This window comes from Cellulosimicrobium sp. CpK407 (assembly GCF_051844275.1).
Classification (GTDB): domain Bacteria; phylum Actinomycetota; class Actinomycetes; order Actinomycetales; family Cellulomonadaceae; genus Cellulosimicrobium; species Cellulosimicrobium cellulans_G.
On record NZ_JBGNYC010000022.1, the window covers coordinates 17,169 to 32,016 of the forward strand.

The 14,848-nt window shown below is 73.1% G+C and carries 16 protein-coding genes and 1 tRNA gene; 8 read left to right on the plus strand and 9 right to left on the minus strand.

What is annotated here, in order from left to right:
- Positions 1-4: 4 nt before the first annotated feature.
- From ABWU78_RS11350 to ABWU78_RS11385, 8 genes are read right to left on the minus strand one after another with little or no spacing between them, the layout of a single operon-like run.
- The gene (locus ABWU78_RS11350; RefSeq protein ID WP_439158419.1) at positions 5-1,654 is read right to left on the minus strand and encodes a DNA cytosine methyltransferase; all 1,650 of its coding nucleotides are present in this window, start codon (positions 1,652-1,654) and stop codon (positions 5-7) included.
- 24 nt (positions 1,655-1,678) lie between these two features.
- The gene (locus ABWU78_RS11355; protein ID WP_439158420.1) at positions 1,679-2,002 is read right to left on the minus strand and encodes a hypothetical protein; all 324 of its coding nucleotides are present in this window, start codon (positions 2,000-2,002) and stop codon (positions 1,679-1,681) included.
- The gene (locus ABWU78_RS11360; protein ID WP_175008148.1) at positions 1,999-2,424 is read right to left on the minus strand and encodes an HNH endonuclease; all 426 of its coding nucleotides are present in this window, start codon (positions 2,422-2,424) and stop codon (positions 1,999-2,001) included. The genes ABWU78_RS11355 and ABWU78_RS11360 overlap by 4 nt, the downstream gene beginning before the upstream one ends.
- Positions 2,421-2,615, minus strand: a complete 195-nt coding sequence (locus tag ABWU78_RS11365; RefSeq protein WP_439158421.1) for a hypothetical protein — start codon at positions 2,613-2,615, stop codon at positions 2,421-2,423. The genes ABWU78_RS11360 and ABWU78_RS11365 overlap by 4 nt, the downstream gene beginning before the upstream one ends.
- Entirely contained in the window at positions 2,612-3,382 is a 771-nt protein-coding gene (locus ABWU78_RS11370) for an AAA family ATPase (protein ID WP_439158422.1), read from the minus strand. The genes ABWU78_RS11365 and ABWU78_RS11370 overlap by 4 nt, the downstream gene beginning before the upstream one ends.
- A gap of 2 nt (positions 3,383-3,384) precedes the next feature.
- A complete protein-coding gene (locus ABWU78_RS11375) occupies positions 3,385-4,317 on the minus strand; it encodes a YqaJ viral recombinase family protein (RefSeq protein ID WP_439158423.1) in 933 nt (310 codons plus the stop codon).
- A complete protein-coding gene (locus ABWU78_RS11380) occupies positions 4,298-4,465 on the minus strand; it encodes a hypothetical protein (protein WP_439158424.1) in 168 nt (55 codons plus the stop codon). Before ABWU78_RS11380 ends, ABWU78_RS11375 begins: the two co-directional genes overlap by 20 nt.
- The gene (locus ABWU78_RS11385; protein ID WP_186810365.1) at positions 4,462-4,722 is read right to left on the minus strand and encodes a helix-turn-helix domain-containing protein; all 261 of its coding nucleotides are present in this window, start codon (positions 4,720-4,722) and stop codon (positions 4,462-4,464) included. Before ABWU78_RS11385 ends, ABWU78_RS11380 begins: the two co-directional genes overlap by 4 nt.
- A 138-nt stretch (positions 4,723-4,860) precedes the next feature.
- Here ABWU78_RS11385 and ABWU78_RS11390 point away from each other — a divergent pair, with 138 nt between their 5' ends.
- The 3 genes from ABWU78_RS11390 (at position 4,861) to ABWU78_RS11400 (ending at position 7,307) form a co-directional block, all read left to right on the plus strand.
- Positions 4,861-5,250 carry a helix-turn-helix domain-containing protein gene (locus tag ABWU78_RS11390; protein WP_439158425.1) on the plus strand — a complete coding sequence of 130 codons (390 nt, stop codon included), beginning with the start codon at positions 4,861-4,863 and terminating at the stop codon, positions 5,248-5,250.
- Positions 5,243-6,457 carry a tyrosine-type recombinase/integrase gene (locus ABWU78_RS11395; RefSeq protein ID WP_439158426.1) on the plus strand — a complete coding sequence of 405 codons (1,215 nt, stop codon included), beginning with the start codon at positions 5,243-5,245 and terminating at the stop codon, positions 6,455-6,457. Before ABWU78_RS11390 ends, ABWU78_RS11395 begins: the two co-directional genes overlap by 8 nt.
- Positions 6,458-6,542: 85 nt before the next feature.
- Positions 6,543-7,307 carry a DUF3800 domain-containing protein gene (locus tag ABWU78_RS11400; protein ID WP_439158427.1) on the plus strand — a complete coding sequence of 255 codons (765 nt, stop codon included), beginning with the start codon at positions 6,543-6,545 and terminating at the stop codon, positions 7,305-7,307.
- Positions 7,308-7,567: 260 nt separating this feature from the next.
- Here ABWU78_RS11400 and ABWU78_RS11405 read toward each other — a convergent pair.
- Positions 7,568-7,643, minus strand: a tRNA-Arg gene (locus tag ABWU78_RS11405).
- 132 nt (positions 7,644-7,775) lie between these two features.
- Between ABWU78_RS11405 and ABWU78_RS11410 the strand changes: the two genes are divergently transcribed.
- The 5 genes from ABWU78_RS11410 to ABWU78_RS11430 all read left to right on the plus strand — a co-directional run bounded on the left by ABWU78_RS11410 (position 7,776) and on the right by ABWU78_RS11430 (position 14,757).
- Entirely contained in the window at positions 7,776-9,458 is a 1,683-nt protein-coding gene (locus tag ABWU78_RS11410) for a GTPase (protein ID WP_353708073.1), read from the plus strand.
- Complete coding sequence (locus tag ABWU78_RS11415; RefSeq protein ID WP_353708074.1) at positions 9,455-11,041, plus strand: ABC transporter; 1,587 nt, start codon at positions 9,455-9,457, stop codon at positions 11,039-11,041. Before ABWU78_RS11410 ends, ABWU78_RS11415 begins: the two co-directional genes overlap by 4 nt.
- 44 nt (positions 11,042-11,085) lie before the next feature.
- On the plus strand, positions 11,086-11,733 hold the full coding sequence (locus tag ABWU78_RS11420) for a single-stranded DNA-binding protein (RefSeq protein WP_353708075.1): 648 nt from the start codon (positions 11,086-11,088) through the stop codon (positions 11,731-11,733).
- 134 nt (positions 11,734-11,867) lie between these two features.
- Positions 11,868-13,550 (plus strand): energy-dependent translational throttle protein EttA, encoded by a 1,683-nt coding sequence (gene ettA / locus ABWU78_RS11425; protein WP_047233192.1) that lies wholly within the window; start codon positions 11,868-11,870, stop codon positions 13,548-13,550.
- 205 nt (positions 13,551-13,755) lie between these two features.
- On the plus strand, positions 13,756-14,757 hold the full coding sequence (locus ABWU78_RS11430; protein WP_353708076.1) for a phosphotransferase family protein: 1,002 nt from the start codon (positions 13,756-13,758) through the stop codon (positions 14,755-14,757).
- Positions 14,758-14,848: the final 91 nt, after the last annotated feature.

Sequence of the window (14,848 nt, forward strand, 5' to 3'; positions counted from 1 at the left end):
GCGCTCACGCCGCCACGTCCTCTCCGGTGATCGCGGCGGCGACGGTCGCGACGAGGTCGCGCGCGGCGGGCGGGGTGACGGCATTGCCGGAGAGCTTCACCTGCTCGCGCCGGTTGCCGACCACGACGTAGTCGGCGGGGAACGCCATGGCCTGCTTGATCTCGTCGGGCTCGAGCATCCGGAAGCGGACGTCGTCGATGTTGACGGTGCCGCCAGTGAGGAGCGACTGGTGCCCGGCGGTGGTGACGGTCCGCACGGGCTCGGACGCGGGCGTGGTCATCTCCGCGCCGCCGCCGTTGTTCCGAAGGATCAGCGCGTGGTGGTTGCCGGATGCCGTGACGGTCGCCAGTGGGTCGTCGGCGAGCCGCGCGGTCGATCCGCCACCGCGGAGCTCGGCGATGAACGGCGGGTGCACGAGCGCCTTGCTCGTGTCGTTCGCGGTGAGCGTCGGCATCGGGTCGTCGAGGTCCCGGGCCCGGTACTCGAAGCGCCGGTCGAGGAGGAACGGCGGGAGCGCGAGCCCGGTCTCGTTCCTCGTGGTCATGGTGCGCGCGGCCTCGGCGGCGATGCGCGCTTCCTTCCCCTCGCGGCCCTCGACCGGGACCATGAGCGGGTGGTACGCGAGGCCCTTCGACTCGCGGGTGTGCATCGTCTGCGTCGGGTCAGTGATCGGCCACGCCCGGTAGTACGAACCCGGGTTGCCGAACCCGGGGTGCTTCGGGTCGGCGGCGTCGTAGGGGTTGCCGCCGTTCTCGGCGAGGATCGGGGACCAGTACCGCTCGATCCCGACCTGGATGCGGCGCATCGTCTTGTCGGCGAGCGGCTTGTCGCGGTCGCCGATCCGGGTTCCCGGGTTCGACCAGTCGATGATCGAGCTGGCCGGGAGCCACGCGGGTTCGACGACCTCGTTGCGGCACGTGACGTTCGGGCACCGGTAGAGGTACTGCGAGCGGTACCGGCCCGGGCGGGCCTGCCCGTCGACCTTCTTCCACCACTGCATGGCGTCGACGACCTCGTCGCAGCGCGGGCAATACGCGCGGGGGCGCTGCATGCGCTCGAAGTCGGGCGCGCGCTCGCCCTGCCGCCAGAACGCGATGTAGACCCGGTCGCGGGACTGCGGGGCGGGCAGCCCGTAGCCCTGCGCGTGCATGCTGTTCATCGACACGATGTGGTGCCGGTAGCCCATGGCGTGCATCGCGCCGAGCCAGGACTGGAAGAGGCCGCCCTTGACGCCCCACTCGGCCGACCAGTCGACGACCTCGACGACGTTCTCGACGAGGACCGCGCGGTAGTGGTGGGTCTCGGCGAAGCGGACGACGTCCCACATGGTGGCGCGGGACCGCTCGGCGGCCTCGTCCGGGAGGACGTCCCCGAAGAGGTCGGGCTGACGGTGGGCCTTGCGGCCCTTCGCGCGGGAGTGGTTCGTGCACTCCGGGGAGGCCCAGAGGATGTCGGTCGTCGGGACGTACCGGGGGTCGGTGTTCGAGATGTCGGCCTGCAGGTGGTCGACGTCGGGGTGGTTCGTGTTGTGCGTCTCGATCGCACGATCCCAGTGGTTCGCGGCGAGCCGGACGGACACGCCGGGGACGGACACCGCGCCCGTGGACGAGCCGCCAGCGCCGCAGAACAGGTCGGTCATGGTGAGGTTGGACATCGAAGTTCGCTCCTTCGTCTATTACTAGTGGACGTCGACGGCGCGCCAGAGACGCGCCTTGCCGCCGTTGGCCGACCGCCCGACCTCGTCGGGCACGACCTCGACCAGGCCGTCGTCCACGAGCTCGTGGCAGCGAGTCCGGATCGACGACGCCGTCGCGTGCGGCCAGTCGAGCTCGTCGACACCGCGGCGCGTGAACGCCCGGATGAGGTCGTCGTGCGTTAGGGGCCCGTTCTCGGTCAGTACCGTCAGGACGCACGCCCGGACGGTCGGCGCGTGCTTCTTCGCGCGCTTCGCCGCGAGGTGCGACGTCTCCGGGTCGGTGCGGCGGGCGAGGGCGGTGCTCATGTCGTGCTCCTTCGTGTCGTCGGGACGAACGCGCGGCCGTCGGGCAGGACCCAGGTGCGGCCGTGCAGGTGCAGGGGAGTGGTGGCGGGGTCGGCGTGCGAGGCGACCATGAAGCCGAGCCGGGTCGCGTCCGCCGGGTGGTGGTGCACCCAGTCGTGGCAGTGCCGGTGCAGCGCGACGAGGTTCTCGAGCGAGTCCTCGCCGCCGCGCGATCGCAGCTTGCGGTGGTGGGCGTCGAACGCGTTGCCCGCGAGCGGGATGCGGCACAGGTCGCAGCGCCCGCCCGCGCGGGCGTACACGTCCATGCGCAGCCGCGCGGGGATGACGTGCGGCACGTACCGCTTGGTCCGCGCGCGGGGCTTCGGGGGCGTCGCGGACCGCGCGAGCGGCGTGCGCCGGGTCAGCGGCTTCGACCTCTTCACGCCGTCGGCTCCGTGGCCGCGTTGGCGAGCCAGGCGGGGGGCGTGAGTGCCATGCTCGCGGCGAGCATGCGGCACCGTTCCATCGCTTCGTCGTGCGTCGGCGCGGCCAGGACCGTTCCGGTGAGGCGGTCGAACACGTACCAGAGGCCCGCGCGGCGCGACCACCGGACCTTGAACCGGGGCCGCTTCACCGGGCACCGGCCTCGTCCGCGCCGAGCAGCTCGAAGAGGTCGGCGAGCACGAGGTCGCCGAGCTCGACAGGGCCGGACTCGGCGACGTCGGAGAGCGCGAGGGAGCGCGCGCCGGCGAGCGTGAACCGGCGGTGCCCGGTGGCCTGCACGACGACGTCGGTCTCGAATGCGAGGTCGCGCTGCGTGCGGATGCGGCCGAGGGCGTCGTCGACGATCGTCTCGCCGTCGACACGGGCTGTGAGGACGACCGGGCCGGGGAACGTGCGCAGCACGGTGAGGAAGTCGGCCCACGTCGAGTTGACGGCGGCCCATCCGCCGGGCCCGAGGTCGCGCCCGCCGCGCTGCGCCTCGCGGGACAGCACGGCCCAGAGGCTGGTCGCGCCGTCGATCGCGAGGACGTTCAGCCCGCCGGGCGTCGGGTCGGCGGCGCACTCGGCCTGGATCGCGGCGGTGATGTCGGCCCACGTGCCGTCGTGCTCGACGAGCTCGGCGCGCGCGCCGGGGATCGCGCCGTAGGCGTCCATCGCGCCCTGGTCGCCGCCGACCTCGACGACGGCGAGCCGGGCGACGCGACGGTCGGCGGACGCCGCGGCGAGGGCGTAGGACTTGCCGACCTTCGGCCCGCCCGCGAGGAGCACGAGCGGGTGCTGCGCGGTGCCGGTGAGCGGTCGGGTGCGGCGCTCGCGCGGGGCGGCCGGGGTCTTGCCCGTGCGGGCCGCGACGACGGCGAGGAGCGACGTGCGGGAGGTCGGGGAGTCGGTGGTCATGGTCATCCCTTCACGCGGAACGAACGTCCCGTCTTGGTGGGTCGCCAGGTGGCGAGGATCGTGCCGAACTCGTCGGCGAGAGCGGTGTGGTCGCCGAGCGCGCGCTTCACGAGGAAGCCGCTGTGGTCCATGTCCTCGATCGCCTCGTCGCGACGGCGGCGTGCGTCGACGTAGTCGGCGAAGGCGGCGAGGATCGCGTCGTCCGCGACGAGCGGGTCGAGGTCGAGGTCGCCCGGGTGCACGACGGCGAGGTCGGCGCGGTCGGCGTAGGTCAGCGGGGGAGGGGTGCGCCCGTCCACGAACTGCGACCACCACTCGCCCGCGTACTCCGTCATCCGCGCGATGACCGCGTCGTCCCGCTCGACGCGGAACGGCTCGGGCATGTACTGGCCGCCGACGAGCACCGCGACGAACGCGTGGTCGTAGCCCGTGACGGCGAGCTGCTGCTGCACCTGGACGAGGATGTGCGTCGGAGGGACGCCGTCGAGCCAGTGGTGGCGGTACATGTGCTCGCTGACCGTCTTCACCTCGAGCGGACACGTCGGCGCGGCGTCGCGCTGGCCACGCGGGACGAGGAGGCGGTCGAGCGTCGCGAGCATCCACGGGTGCTCCTCGTGCGCGAGGAGGCCCGGTGTCGGCGCGATCTTCCCGAGGTCGGGGTGCCGGGTCGCGACCTTGCGCGCGACGACGGCCTCGAGCTCGGAGCCCCACTCCGCGGCCTCGGACACGACACGGTCGACGGGACGTGCGGCGGTGACCTTGTCGGCCCACACCGAGTACGGCGTAGCCCACGGGTTGAGGCCGAGGACGGCCGACGTGTCGGACGCACCGAGCCCGGTGCGGCGCGCACGCAGCCACGGGAGGCGCGAGCGGCGGTACTCGGCGGCGGGGAGGATGAGCCGCCCGCGGAGTCCATCAGGCAGCGTCGTCGTCACCGGCGGCCTCCTCGTACTCGCTCTCGACGGCGGCGACGCACTCGCGGCACAGGTCGCCGTCGTGCTCGACGGGCTCGTCGTCGCAGCGCAGGCACCGCCGCTCGTCGTGCCGCTCGATCTCGTTCGCGAGGAAGGACTCGTAGCTCACTGGACGCCGCCGAGCGGGTCGCCGTTCTTGTGAGCGAACAGCCGCTCGACGGGCTCGCCGAGGACGCTGGCGAGGGCCTTCGCGCGCTCCTCGTCCATCGCGTATCGCTGGCCGTCGCGCACGAGGTTGTTGATCGCGGATCGCGACTGCCCGGTCTTCTCTTGCAACTCGCGGTAGGACAGGCCGCTCTTCTTGATCGCCGCCGCGAGCGGACCGCGCTTCGCGATCACCGTCAGCTTGCTGGTCTTCGTGGTCACGGTCACCCCTCGTAGTCGAGCGTCTATTTCTAGTAGACGCTACGAAGGTAGCACCGGGTCGGGTGATCGTCTATCCCTACTGGTCAGCGCGTCGTCCACTGCTAGACGCGATCGTCTACAACTTGTAGACTCCCGCGCATGACAGATGGAGCGAACCCGAGCATGCCCACGCGGTTGAGCCTCGCCGAGCTCATCCGCCGACACCAAGACGCGACGGGGGACTCCTACGCGGACATCGCCCGCGCCGCCGGCCTCTCGAAAGCCCGCGTCGGGCAGCTCGCGATCGGCACCGGCGCGAAGCTCCCGCGCGACGAGACCCTGAACAAGCTTGCCAAGGGCCTACGGCTGCCGCCCGAGGTCGTGAAGCGCGCTGCGCTCGTCTCGTCGGGCATCGCGGAGAGCGACACGTTCCCCGACTCCGACATCAGCGTGATCGCGGACCGCCTGCAGCAGATCACCCCGCAGTCGCGCCAGATCATCGCCGACCTCGTCGACGTCGTCTGGGCGCGAGAGACCAAGGATGGGTAGGCCGCCCCTCCCCGTCGGCACGTGGGGGACCGTCTTCGTGACCGCGCTCCCGCGAGGCGGCTACCGGGCACGGACGCGGTTCCGCGACTACGACGGCGTCACGCGCCTCGTCGAGCGCACCGGCCGCACGAAGAACGCCGCCCGCTCGGCGCTCACGACGTACCTCACCGAACGCTCCGCGCCCGCCGGCGACGACATCACCGCCGACACGCGGCTCCGCGTCGTCGCGGAGGTCTGGCACGCCGAGGTGCGCGCACGCGACCTCGCCGCGGGCACCGTGCGCCGCTACCGCGAGGTGCTCGACGACCACGTCCTTCCGGGCGTCGGCGGGCTCCTCGTGCGAGAAGCGACCGTGTCCCGGCTCGACGCGTTCCTCAAGGGCGTCACGACCCGCGTCGGCGCTCCCACCGCGAAGCTCTGCCGAACCGTGCTGTCCGGCGCGCTCGGCCTTGCCGTACGCCACGGCGCGGCCACCGCGAACCCGGTCCGCGACGTCGCCGACATCACCGTGACCCGCCCTGAGTCGCGCGCGCTCACGCTCGAGGAAGTCGCGACGCTGCGCGCCGCCGCCCTCGCCTGGCAGGAGGGTCGCCCGATCAAGCCGACGAGCGGCTACGTCGAGCCCGTGCGCGGCCCGCGCCGCGCCGACGACCTCCTCGACATCGTCGACGTCCTCCTCGCGACCGGCGCGCGCATCGGCGAGCTCCTCGCGATCCGGTGGGCCGACGTCGAGCTCGACCCCGACCACGCGGCCGTGACCATCACGGGCACGATCATCAACGTGAAGGACGACGCCGGGCACTGGCACCTCGAGCGACAGGCGCACCCGAAGACTTCGACGTCGCGCCGCCGCCTGCTCCTCCCGCGCTTCGCCACTGACACGCTCCTGCGCCGCCGCGTCACCCAGCCCGCGGGGAACGTGCACGACCTCGTGTTCCCCTCCCGCAGCGGAGCGCTCCGAGACCCGAACAACGTCCGCAAGACGTGGCGGAAGGTCCGCGACCAGGCAGGGTTCGGGTGGGTGACCCCGCACACGTTCCGCAAGACCGTCGCGACGCTCATCGACGCGAACGCCGACCTCGCCGCGGCCGCCGGGCAGCTCGGCCACGCAGGCACCGACGTCACCGCGCGTCACTACGTCCAGAGGACCCATGCTGGCCCGGACGTCCGTACGGTTCTGGAGCGTCTGGTTTCAGACACGCCGTAGGGGAGGCGTGGGGTCGCACCCCAACTAGTACGCTCGTTCGAGTACCACGCGGGTCCACGTAGGAGCGTCGATTGGGCAGCACGGTTTGAACGCTGAGAAGCGCTGGATTGCGCTGATTGATGAGTCGGCAGATCGCGACGTCTACCGAATTGGTGCCATGGTGATGCCCGCCGCTCAGCGGCGTCTACTCGCGGCAGACCTCGACGCGGTGATGGCTCGGGCTGAGCGCGAGTTCGGGGTGCCGGCGGAGACCGAACTGCACGGTGTCAACATGTTCCAGGGCAAGGAGGAGTGGCGGGCGCTCGCTCCTCGGCAGAGGATCGCGGTCTACGGGTGGGCACTGGACGCGATCGCATTCCGTGCGTCGATGTTCATCTTCGAGGGCATCGAGAGGCGAAGCTTCGAAGCGGCCTACAAGAGCCGGGGGTACAACGAGCACGAGGCTGCGCTCATGTACACCCTGGAACGGATTCAGGAGAGGGCGAAGGTCGCGAATCAGGCGGCGTACGTCTTCGCGGACGACTGCCGCTTCGCCGCATCAGTGGTTCGCTCGCTCCAGCAGTTCAAGCGGACCGGGACGTGGGGCTACCGATCGACCAACCTGGACCGCATCCTCAAGATCGAGTTCGTCGATTCCGAAAAGTACCGTCAGATTCAGGCGATCGACCTCGTGACCTACCTCAAGCAGCGCATCGCGAGCGAGAGGGATGCACACCGGCCGAAAGTGCACCGTGCGAATCTCGAGCTGTGGGAGCGCGTGTCGTCGCTCGTGGTTCGCGACCGACTGTGGGCCCCCTACGTGCCGCCCCCTTTGAAGCCCCTCGATGTTCCGAGACCGACCCGAGGCTAGAAGCACGACGGCCCCCGTCTCGTGACGGAGGCCGAAGGCGGGACGCTCGGGGTCGAACCCCTCTCGCGTAACCCGATTACACCACGCACCCACCAACGCTGTCAGCGCCACGCCGCGATCTTCACAGACTCGGCACGGATGCCGGGACACTAGCCTCGTCGCTGAGCCGTTTCCGTGGGCTAAGCGTGGGTTCGGGGCGAAATGGACGATACGAGTAGACGACACGTGCCAGCGTTCGCGCTGGTCACGGGCCGCTTCGGTGGTGCCCCGAGCAGGACTCGAACCTGCAACCTACGGATTAGAAGGCCGTTGCTCTATCCATTGAGCTATCGAGGCGCGCGCCCATCGTAGTGGGCGCGGGGCGTGCTCGGGAGGTGGGGCCGTGATGACGGACGTGCAGGTGGGGTGGTCGCGCGTCGTGCGGCGCGTGCGTTTGGCGGGGCCCCCGGCAGCCGTCACTATGAACCAGTGAGAACCCCAGACGCCGCCACGAGCGACGCGAGCCCCGCCGCGCCCGGCCGGTCGCCGGGCTCGTGGAGGCCCGCGCAGGCGACCGAGGAGCTCGGTGTCACGGTCTACGACGTCGCGCGCGACCTGCGCCGCGACGTGGCGGACGTGCGCCTCCCGCTCGCGATCGAGGGCGCGGCGGAGTCGGACGCGTCACGGCGCCGCCTCCTCACGCAGCTCGACGAGCACCTGCTGCCGCGGCTGCGCGAGCTGTCCTCCCCGGCGATCGTCGTCATCGCGGGGTCGACGGGCGCGGGCAAGTCGACGCTGTACAACTCGCTGCTCGGCGAGGAGGTGTCGCAGGCGGGCGTGCTGCGGCCCACGACGCGCGAGCCGGTCCTCGCGTTCAACCCGCTCGACGCGGACGTGATCGTCGAGGGCCCGGTGACGCGCGTCGCGCGCGTCGTCGACCACGACGGCGTCCCGCGCGGCACGGGCCTGCTCGACGCCCCGGACCTCGACTCGCTCCTGTCCGAGAACCGCGACACGGCGAGCCTGCTGCTCGAGGCGGCGGACCTGTGGCTGTTCGTCACGACCGCCTCGCGCTACGGCGACGCGCTGCCGTGGCAGGCGCTGTCGCGCGCGAAGGAGCGTGGCGCGAGCGTCGCGATGGTGCTCAACCGCGTCCCGCGCGAGACCCTCACGACGATCCGCGGCGACCTGCTGCAGCGCCTGCGCGACCACGGCATGGACGGGACCCCGCTCTTCGTCGTGCCCGACGTCGGCCCGCACGAGGGACTGCTCGACCGCTCCGTCGTGGCGCCGGTCGCGCGCTGGCTCACGATGCTCGCGGGACCGGACCGGTCGCGCGCGGTGATCGTGCGCACGCTCAAGGGGGCGCTCGGCGCGCTGCCCGCGTGGGTCACGGGCGTCTCGGACGCGGTGGAGCAGCAGGTGGAGGCCGCGGCGGACCTGCGCTCGGCGGCGGAGAAGGCGGTCCCGCCCGTGCGGGACGCCGCACGCCGGGCCGCGCTGGACGGCGCCGTCGCGCACGGGTCGCTCGAGGCGCGGTGGGCCCAGGTGACGGGCGCGGAGCGCGTGGACCGCGTCAAGGTGCGCGGCGGCGTGGTCCGGTCGTCCAAGCGCCGCGGGCGCGCGCGCGACCTCGTGCTCGCCCCGCTGCTCGACGAGACGCGCGACGCCGCGCACCGCACGCTCGCCGCGAACGGCGTCCTGGCCCACGAGGCGCTGCGCGCCGCGCTCGACGGGGACCGGCCGCTGCCAGGAGCCTCCGACGTCCTGCCGACCGAGGAGGACGCCGCCGCGCGGCGCGAGGCCTCGGCCACGACCCAGGTGCTCCAGTGGTCCCGGCGGGCCGAGCAGGTCGTCTCCGAGCTCGCCGCCCCGACGGCTGGCGAGCCCGCCCGGGCGGCGGTCAAGGCGTTCGGCGAGACCGGTCTCGCCGCCCTGCTGCTCGCGGGCGCCGCCGGGAGCGACGACGCGGCCCGACTCGTGCGGACCGTGCTCGCCGACACGGGCGACGACGCGCTCGCGGCGCTGCGCGAGGACCTCGCCGACCGGGCCGCGACCATGGTCGAGCGCGAGGCCGAGCCCGTCCTCACCGCGCTCGCCGACCCCGCGCTCGCCGCGGACGCCGCCGTCGGGCTGCGCCTACGACTCGCCGAGCTGAGGAGGCTCATGTGACGTCCCACGACGCCCAGCTGCGTGCCCGGGTCGACGACCTCGCGCGCGCGGTGGACCTCGCGGGGGACCGCCTCGACCCCGCGGTCGCGGCCCAGGTGCGCGACGCGATCGGGGGCGTGCGCGAGCGCCTCGCGCTCGGCGTCGACCACACGGTCGTCGCGCTCGCGGGCGGCACCGGGTCGGGCAAGTCGAGCCTGTTCAACCGCGTGTCGCGGCTCGACTTCGCGGACGTCGGCGTGAAGCGCCCGACGACGGCGCGCGTCACCGCGTGCTCGTGGAGCGGCGCGGCGACGGCCCTGCTCGACTGGCTCGAGGTGGACCCGGAGCGCCGCATCACGCGCGACGGCGAGCTCGACGCCGAGGACGAGGCGGCGCTCGGCGGACTCGTCCTGCTCGACCTCCCGGACCACGACTCGATCGAGCCCGCGCACCGCGACGTCGTCGACCGGGTGCTCCCGCTCGTCGACCTGCTCGTGTGGGTCGTGGACCCGCAGAAGTACGCGGACGACGCGCTGCACTCGGGCTACCTGCAGAAGTCGGCGGGGCTCGAGGGGTCGATGGTCGTCGCGCTCAACCAGATCGACACCGTCCCCGAGGCGCGCCGTGCTTCGCTCGTCGAGGACATGGGGCGACTGCTCGAGGAGGACGGGCTCGACGGCGTCTACGTCACGACCGTCTCCGCCCGCACGGGCGAGGGCCTGGACGAGCTGCGCTCGCTGCTGGAGCAGGCGGTCGCGCGGCGCAGCGTCGCCGCGAGCCGCGTCGCCGGCGAGCTCGACCGGGCGGGCGTGCTCCTGCTGGAGCAGCTCCCGGGCGACGTGCCGTGGACCATGAGCACGGCCGTCGAGGAGGAGGTCGACGCGCTCGCCGACGCGACGGGCCTCGCCGCCGTCGCCGGGCAGGTCGGCGCGGCGGTGCGCAACGGCTACGGCCGACCCGAGTTCTCGCCGCCGCAGCCCGACGCCGTCGCGCTCTCGCGCTCGCGCTGGCTCGCGCGCGCCGGGCGGTCCCTGCGACCGGGGTGGCAGAGGGCGCTCGACGCCGCCGTCGCGCCGTCGGGGAAGGTCGCGGAGGCGACGCGGTCGGCGCTCGCGAAGATCCCTCTCGACACGCGCGGGCCCTCGTCGTCGCGCCCGACGCGGCGCGCGGCCTGGACGGCGCTCGGCCTCGGGGTCGTCGCGGGCGTCCTCGCCGTGCTCGGCTCGCTGCGCGTGCTCGACCTCGGGCGGACGCTCGTCACCGTGTGCGCGGTCGTCGCGGCGGTCGCCGTGCTCGGCGCCGTGGTCGCGTTCCTCGTCGCGCTCCAGGTGCGCCGCACGCTCGCGCGACGGCGCGAGCAGCAGGTGCTCGCGTCCGGCCGGGGAGCGATCGAGCGGGTCGTGCAGGACGCCATGGGCAAGCCGACCCAGGCGCTCCTCGACACCCACCGTCAGGTCCGCGAGCTGGCGCAGTCCGCCCGGGACAAGGCGCCCGCGGCGCCGCTCACCGGGGCGCTACGGCTACCCACAGGCCCGGAGGTCGCGGGCCCGTCCACAGGCGACGGCACGACGACGGACGGCACCGCCGCTCCCACCGCACCCTGAGGCGGTGGTCGGGACCAGCCCGGCCGCCGACCTCAGGAGGAACCATGCCCGGTGACGTCACGGTCACGCTGTCCGGCTTCGTCGCGACCACGCCCACGCTGTTCCGCTCGCAGTCCGGCAACGACTTCACGAGCTTCCGCATCGCCCAGACGCGCCGCTACCTCGACCGCGAGCGCGGCGAGTGGGTCGACGGCCGCACGCTGTGGTTCACCGTCAAGGCGTGGAAGCACGTCGCGCGCAACGTCGCGCTGTCCCTGCACAAGGGCGACCCCGTGGTCGTCACGGGGCGGCTCTCGCTCGACGAGTGGGACGGCCCGGACGGCCCGCGCACCAGCCTCGTCGTGGAGGCCACCGCGCTCGGCCCCGACCTGACGCTCGGCGAGGCCCGGTTCGCCCGCACGGTCCACCGGCGCGAGGACGACGGCGCGCGCCGGGGCGATGCGGCCGGTGCCGTGGCGGTCGGCACCGCGGGTGGCCCGGACGGGCCGGACCGGTCGTCCGGCCGACCGGGCGCCGCGCCGCACGACGGCGCCGCGTTCGAGGGCGCGCCGCTCGACGACCCGTGGACCCTCGCGGACGCCGGCGCGGAGCTCGCGGGCGAGCCCGGCGAGCCGTCCGACGCCGACGCACCCGCCGACGTCGACGCCGAGCCGGTGGCCGACGCCGAGACCGGCGCGCTGGCGTCCGTCTGAGCGACGCCTGCGGGCGGTGCCGCGGCCCGCGGGGGTCGCGGCGCCGTCGGGCGCGCCCCGGTGGCACGACCGCGTAGGCTGAGTGGTCGACGAATCCCGTACCTCTCCCGACCGAAACGGTGGAACGACAGGCTGTGGCTGAGTTCATCTACTCCATGTACAAGGCGCGCAAGGCGCACGGAGACAAGGTCATCCTCGACGACGTCTCCCTGAACTTCCTGCCCGGCGCCAAGATCGGCGTCGTGGGCCCCAACGGCGCCGGGAAGTCCACGATCCTCAAGATCATGGCCGGCCTGGACACGCCGTCGAACGGCGAGGCGCGCCTCTCCCCGGGCTACAGCGTCGGCATCCTGCTCCAGGAGCCGCCGCTCAACGAGGAGAAGACGGTCCTCGGCAACGTGCAGGAGGCCGTCGCGGACATCCTCGCCAAGAAGCAGCGCTTCGACGAGATCTCCGCGCTCATGGCGGAGCCCGACGCGGACTTCGACGCGCTCCTCGCCGAGATGGGCACGCTGCAGGAGGCCATCGACGCCGCGGACGCGTGGGACCTCGACTCGCAGCTCGAGCAGGCGATGGACGCGCTGCGCTGCCCGCCGCCGGACGCCGACGTGTCGGTGCTCTCCGGTGGTGAGCGTCGCCGCGTCGCGCTGTGCAAGCTCCTGCTCGAGAAGCCGGACCTGCTGCTGCTCGACGAGCCCACGAACCACCTGGACGCCGAGTCCGTGCTGTGGCTCGAGCAGCACCTCGCGACGTACCCCGGCGCGATCCTCGCCGTCACCCACGACCGGTACTTCCTCGACCACGTCGCGGAGTGGATCTGCGAGGTCGACCGCGGCCGCCTGTACCCCTACGAGGGCAACTACTCGACCTACCTCGAGAAGAAGGGCGAACGCCTCCAGGTCCAGGGCAAGAAGGACGCCAAGCTCGCCAAGCGCCTCAAGGAGGAGCTGGAGTGGGTCCGGTCCAACGCGAAGGGCCGCCAGACCAAGTCGAAGGCCCGCCTCGCCCGGTACGAGGAGATGGCGGCCGAGGCCGAGCGCACGAGGAAGCTCGACTTCGAGGAGATCCAGATCCCGCCGGGCCCGCGCCTGGGCAACGTGGTCCTCGAGGCGTCGAACCTCCAGAAGGGCTTCGACGGGCGCCAGCTCATCGACGGCCTGAGCTTCACGCTGCCGCGCAACGGCATCGTCGGGGTCATCGGCCCGAACGGCGTCGGCAAGACGACGCTGTTCAAGACGATCGTCGGGCTCGAGCCGCTGGACGGCGGCGACCTCAAGGTCGGCGAGACCGTGTCGATCTCCTACGTCGACCAGTCGCGCGGCGGCATCGACCCGAAGAAGACGCTGTGGGAGGTCGTGTCCGACGGTCTCGACTTCATCAAGGTCGGCAACGTCGAGATCCCGTCGCGCGCCTACGTCGCGTCGTTCGGTTTCAAGGGCCCGGACCAGCAGAAGCCCGCGGGCGTGCTGTCGGGCGGTGAGCGCAACCGTCTCAACCTCGCGCTCACGCTCAAGCAGGGCGGCAACCTCCTGCTGCTCGACGAGCCGACGAACGACCTCGACGTCGAGACCCTGGGATCGCTCGAGAACGCGCTGCTCGAGTTCCCGGGCTGCGCCGTCGTGGTGTCCCACGACCGGTGGTTCCTCGACCGGGTCGCGACGCACATCCTCGCGTACGAGGGCACGGAGGAGGACCCGGCGAACTGGTACTGGTTCGAGGGCAACTTCGCGTCCTACGAGGAGAACAAGGTCGAGCGCCTCGGTGCCGACGCTGCGCGCCCGCACCGCGTGACGTACCGCAAGCTCACGCGCGACTGACGCCGCGAGTCGAGCGACCACGACGCCGGGCGGGACTCGTTCCCGTCCGGCGTCTGTGCGTGTGTGCGTCTGTGTCCGGGTGTCCGGGTGTCCGGGTGTCCGGGTGTCCGGGAGTTCGCGGGTTCCGCGCCCGCTTGCTCCCGCGCCGCTGCGGGCGCGGAAACCCGTTGACGCCGCCGTCGGCACCTCGGCAGGATCGCGCGGCATGACCCTCGACCTCGCTCCCTCGCGCGTACGCCCCGTCTGGCCCGACCTCCCGCGGGCGGTGCGCGCCGCCGTCGAGGCCCGGCTGGGCGCCGTCGTCTCGGGGTGGACGAGCCACGACGGCGGCTACTCGCAAGGGCTCGCGTCCACGCTGCGGACGAGCGGCGGGGACGTGTTCGTCAAGGCGGTCGGGCCCGAGCACGCGTTCACCCGCGACCTGTACCGGCTCGAGGCGCGCGTCGCCGCGGCGCTGCCGGCGGGGACGCCGGCACCCGCGCTCCGGTGGGTCCTCGACGACGACCTCGACGGCGTCGGCGAGTGGGTCGCGCTGGCGTTCGACGCCGTTCCCGGCCGGTCCGTGGCCACGCCGTGGCGGGACGACGAGCTCGCCGCGGTGGCCGGCCTCGCACGCCGCGTCGCGGAGGTCGAGGTCCCCGGGGACGCGCCGCTCCCGCGCTTCGCGGAGACCGTCCGGTGGCGCGAGTGGGAGGACCTCGCGGACCGCCGTCCGCCGGGTCTGAGCACGTACGACCCGTGGGTTGCGGCCCGGCTCGACCGGCTCGCCACGCTCGCCGAGCCGTGGCCCGAGGCCACCGCGGGCGACCATCTCGTCCACGGCGACCTCCGGGGAGACAACGCCCTGCTCGTGGACGGCGCGGTGCTGGGGGCCGCGGTCCACGGCGAGCGCGCCACGGACGGGCACGTCGCCGTCGCCGTCGACTGGCCGTACGCCGCGCGCGGCGCCGCGTTCTGCGACGCGGTCGGCATGCTCCCGGCCGTGCAGGTCGAGGGCGGCCCGCCGCCGGAAGAGGTGCTCCGGCGGCACCCGCTGCCGCGCGACGTCGAGCCCGACGCCGTGACCTGCTACCTCGCGGCGCTCACGGGGTACTTCCTCGCGTCCTCGCTCGACCCCGCGCCGCCGGGGATCCCGCACGTGCGGGCGTTCCAGCGCGCGCAGGCCGAGGTGGGGGTCGCGTGGCTCCGGCGCCGCCTGGGGGAGTGAGCCACGACCGCGAGATCGACCCGAGCGTCCCAGATCGACCCTCGGAGGGCCGATCTGATGCCGGGCGGGTCGACCTCGCGTGCGGAGAGGG

What these genes read in the sequence shown, in the direction of transcription:
- ABWU78_RS11350 (WP_439158419.1), bottom strand. Translation starts at nt 1,654, where the DNA reads ATGTCCAACCTCACCATGACCGACCTGTTCTGCGGCGCTGGCGGCTCG.
- ABWU78_RS11355 (WP_439158420.1), bottom strand. Translation starts at nt 2,002, where the DNA reads ATGAGCACCGCCCTCGCCCGCCGCACCGACCCGGAGACGTCGCACCTC.
- ABWU78_RS11370 (WP_439158422.1), bottom strand. Translation starts at nt 3,382, where the DNA reads ATGACCACCGACTCCCCGACCTCCCGCACGTCGCTCCTCGCCGTCGTC.
- ABWU78_RS11390 (WP_439158425.1), top strand. Translation starts at nt 4,861, where the DNA reads ATGACAGATGGAGCGAACCCGAGCATGCCCACGCGGTTGAGCCTCGCC.
- ABWU78_RS11395 (WP_439158426.1), top strand. Translation starts at nt 5,243, where the DNA reads ATGGGTAGGCCGCCCCTCCCCGTCGGCACGTGGGGGACCGTCTTCGTG.
- ABWU78_RS11420 (WP_353708075.1), top strand. Translation starts at nt 11,086, where the DNA reads ATGCCCGGTGACGTCACGGTCACGCTGTCCGGCTTCGTCGCGACCACG.
- ABWU78_RS11430 (WP_353708076.1), top strand. Translation starts at nt 13,756, where the DNA reads ATGACCCTCGACCTCGCTCCCTCGCGCGTACGCCCCGTCTGGCCCGAC.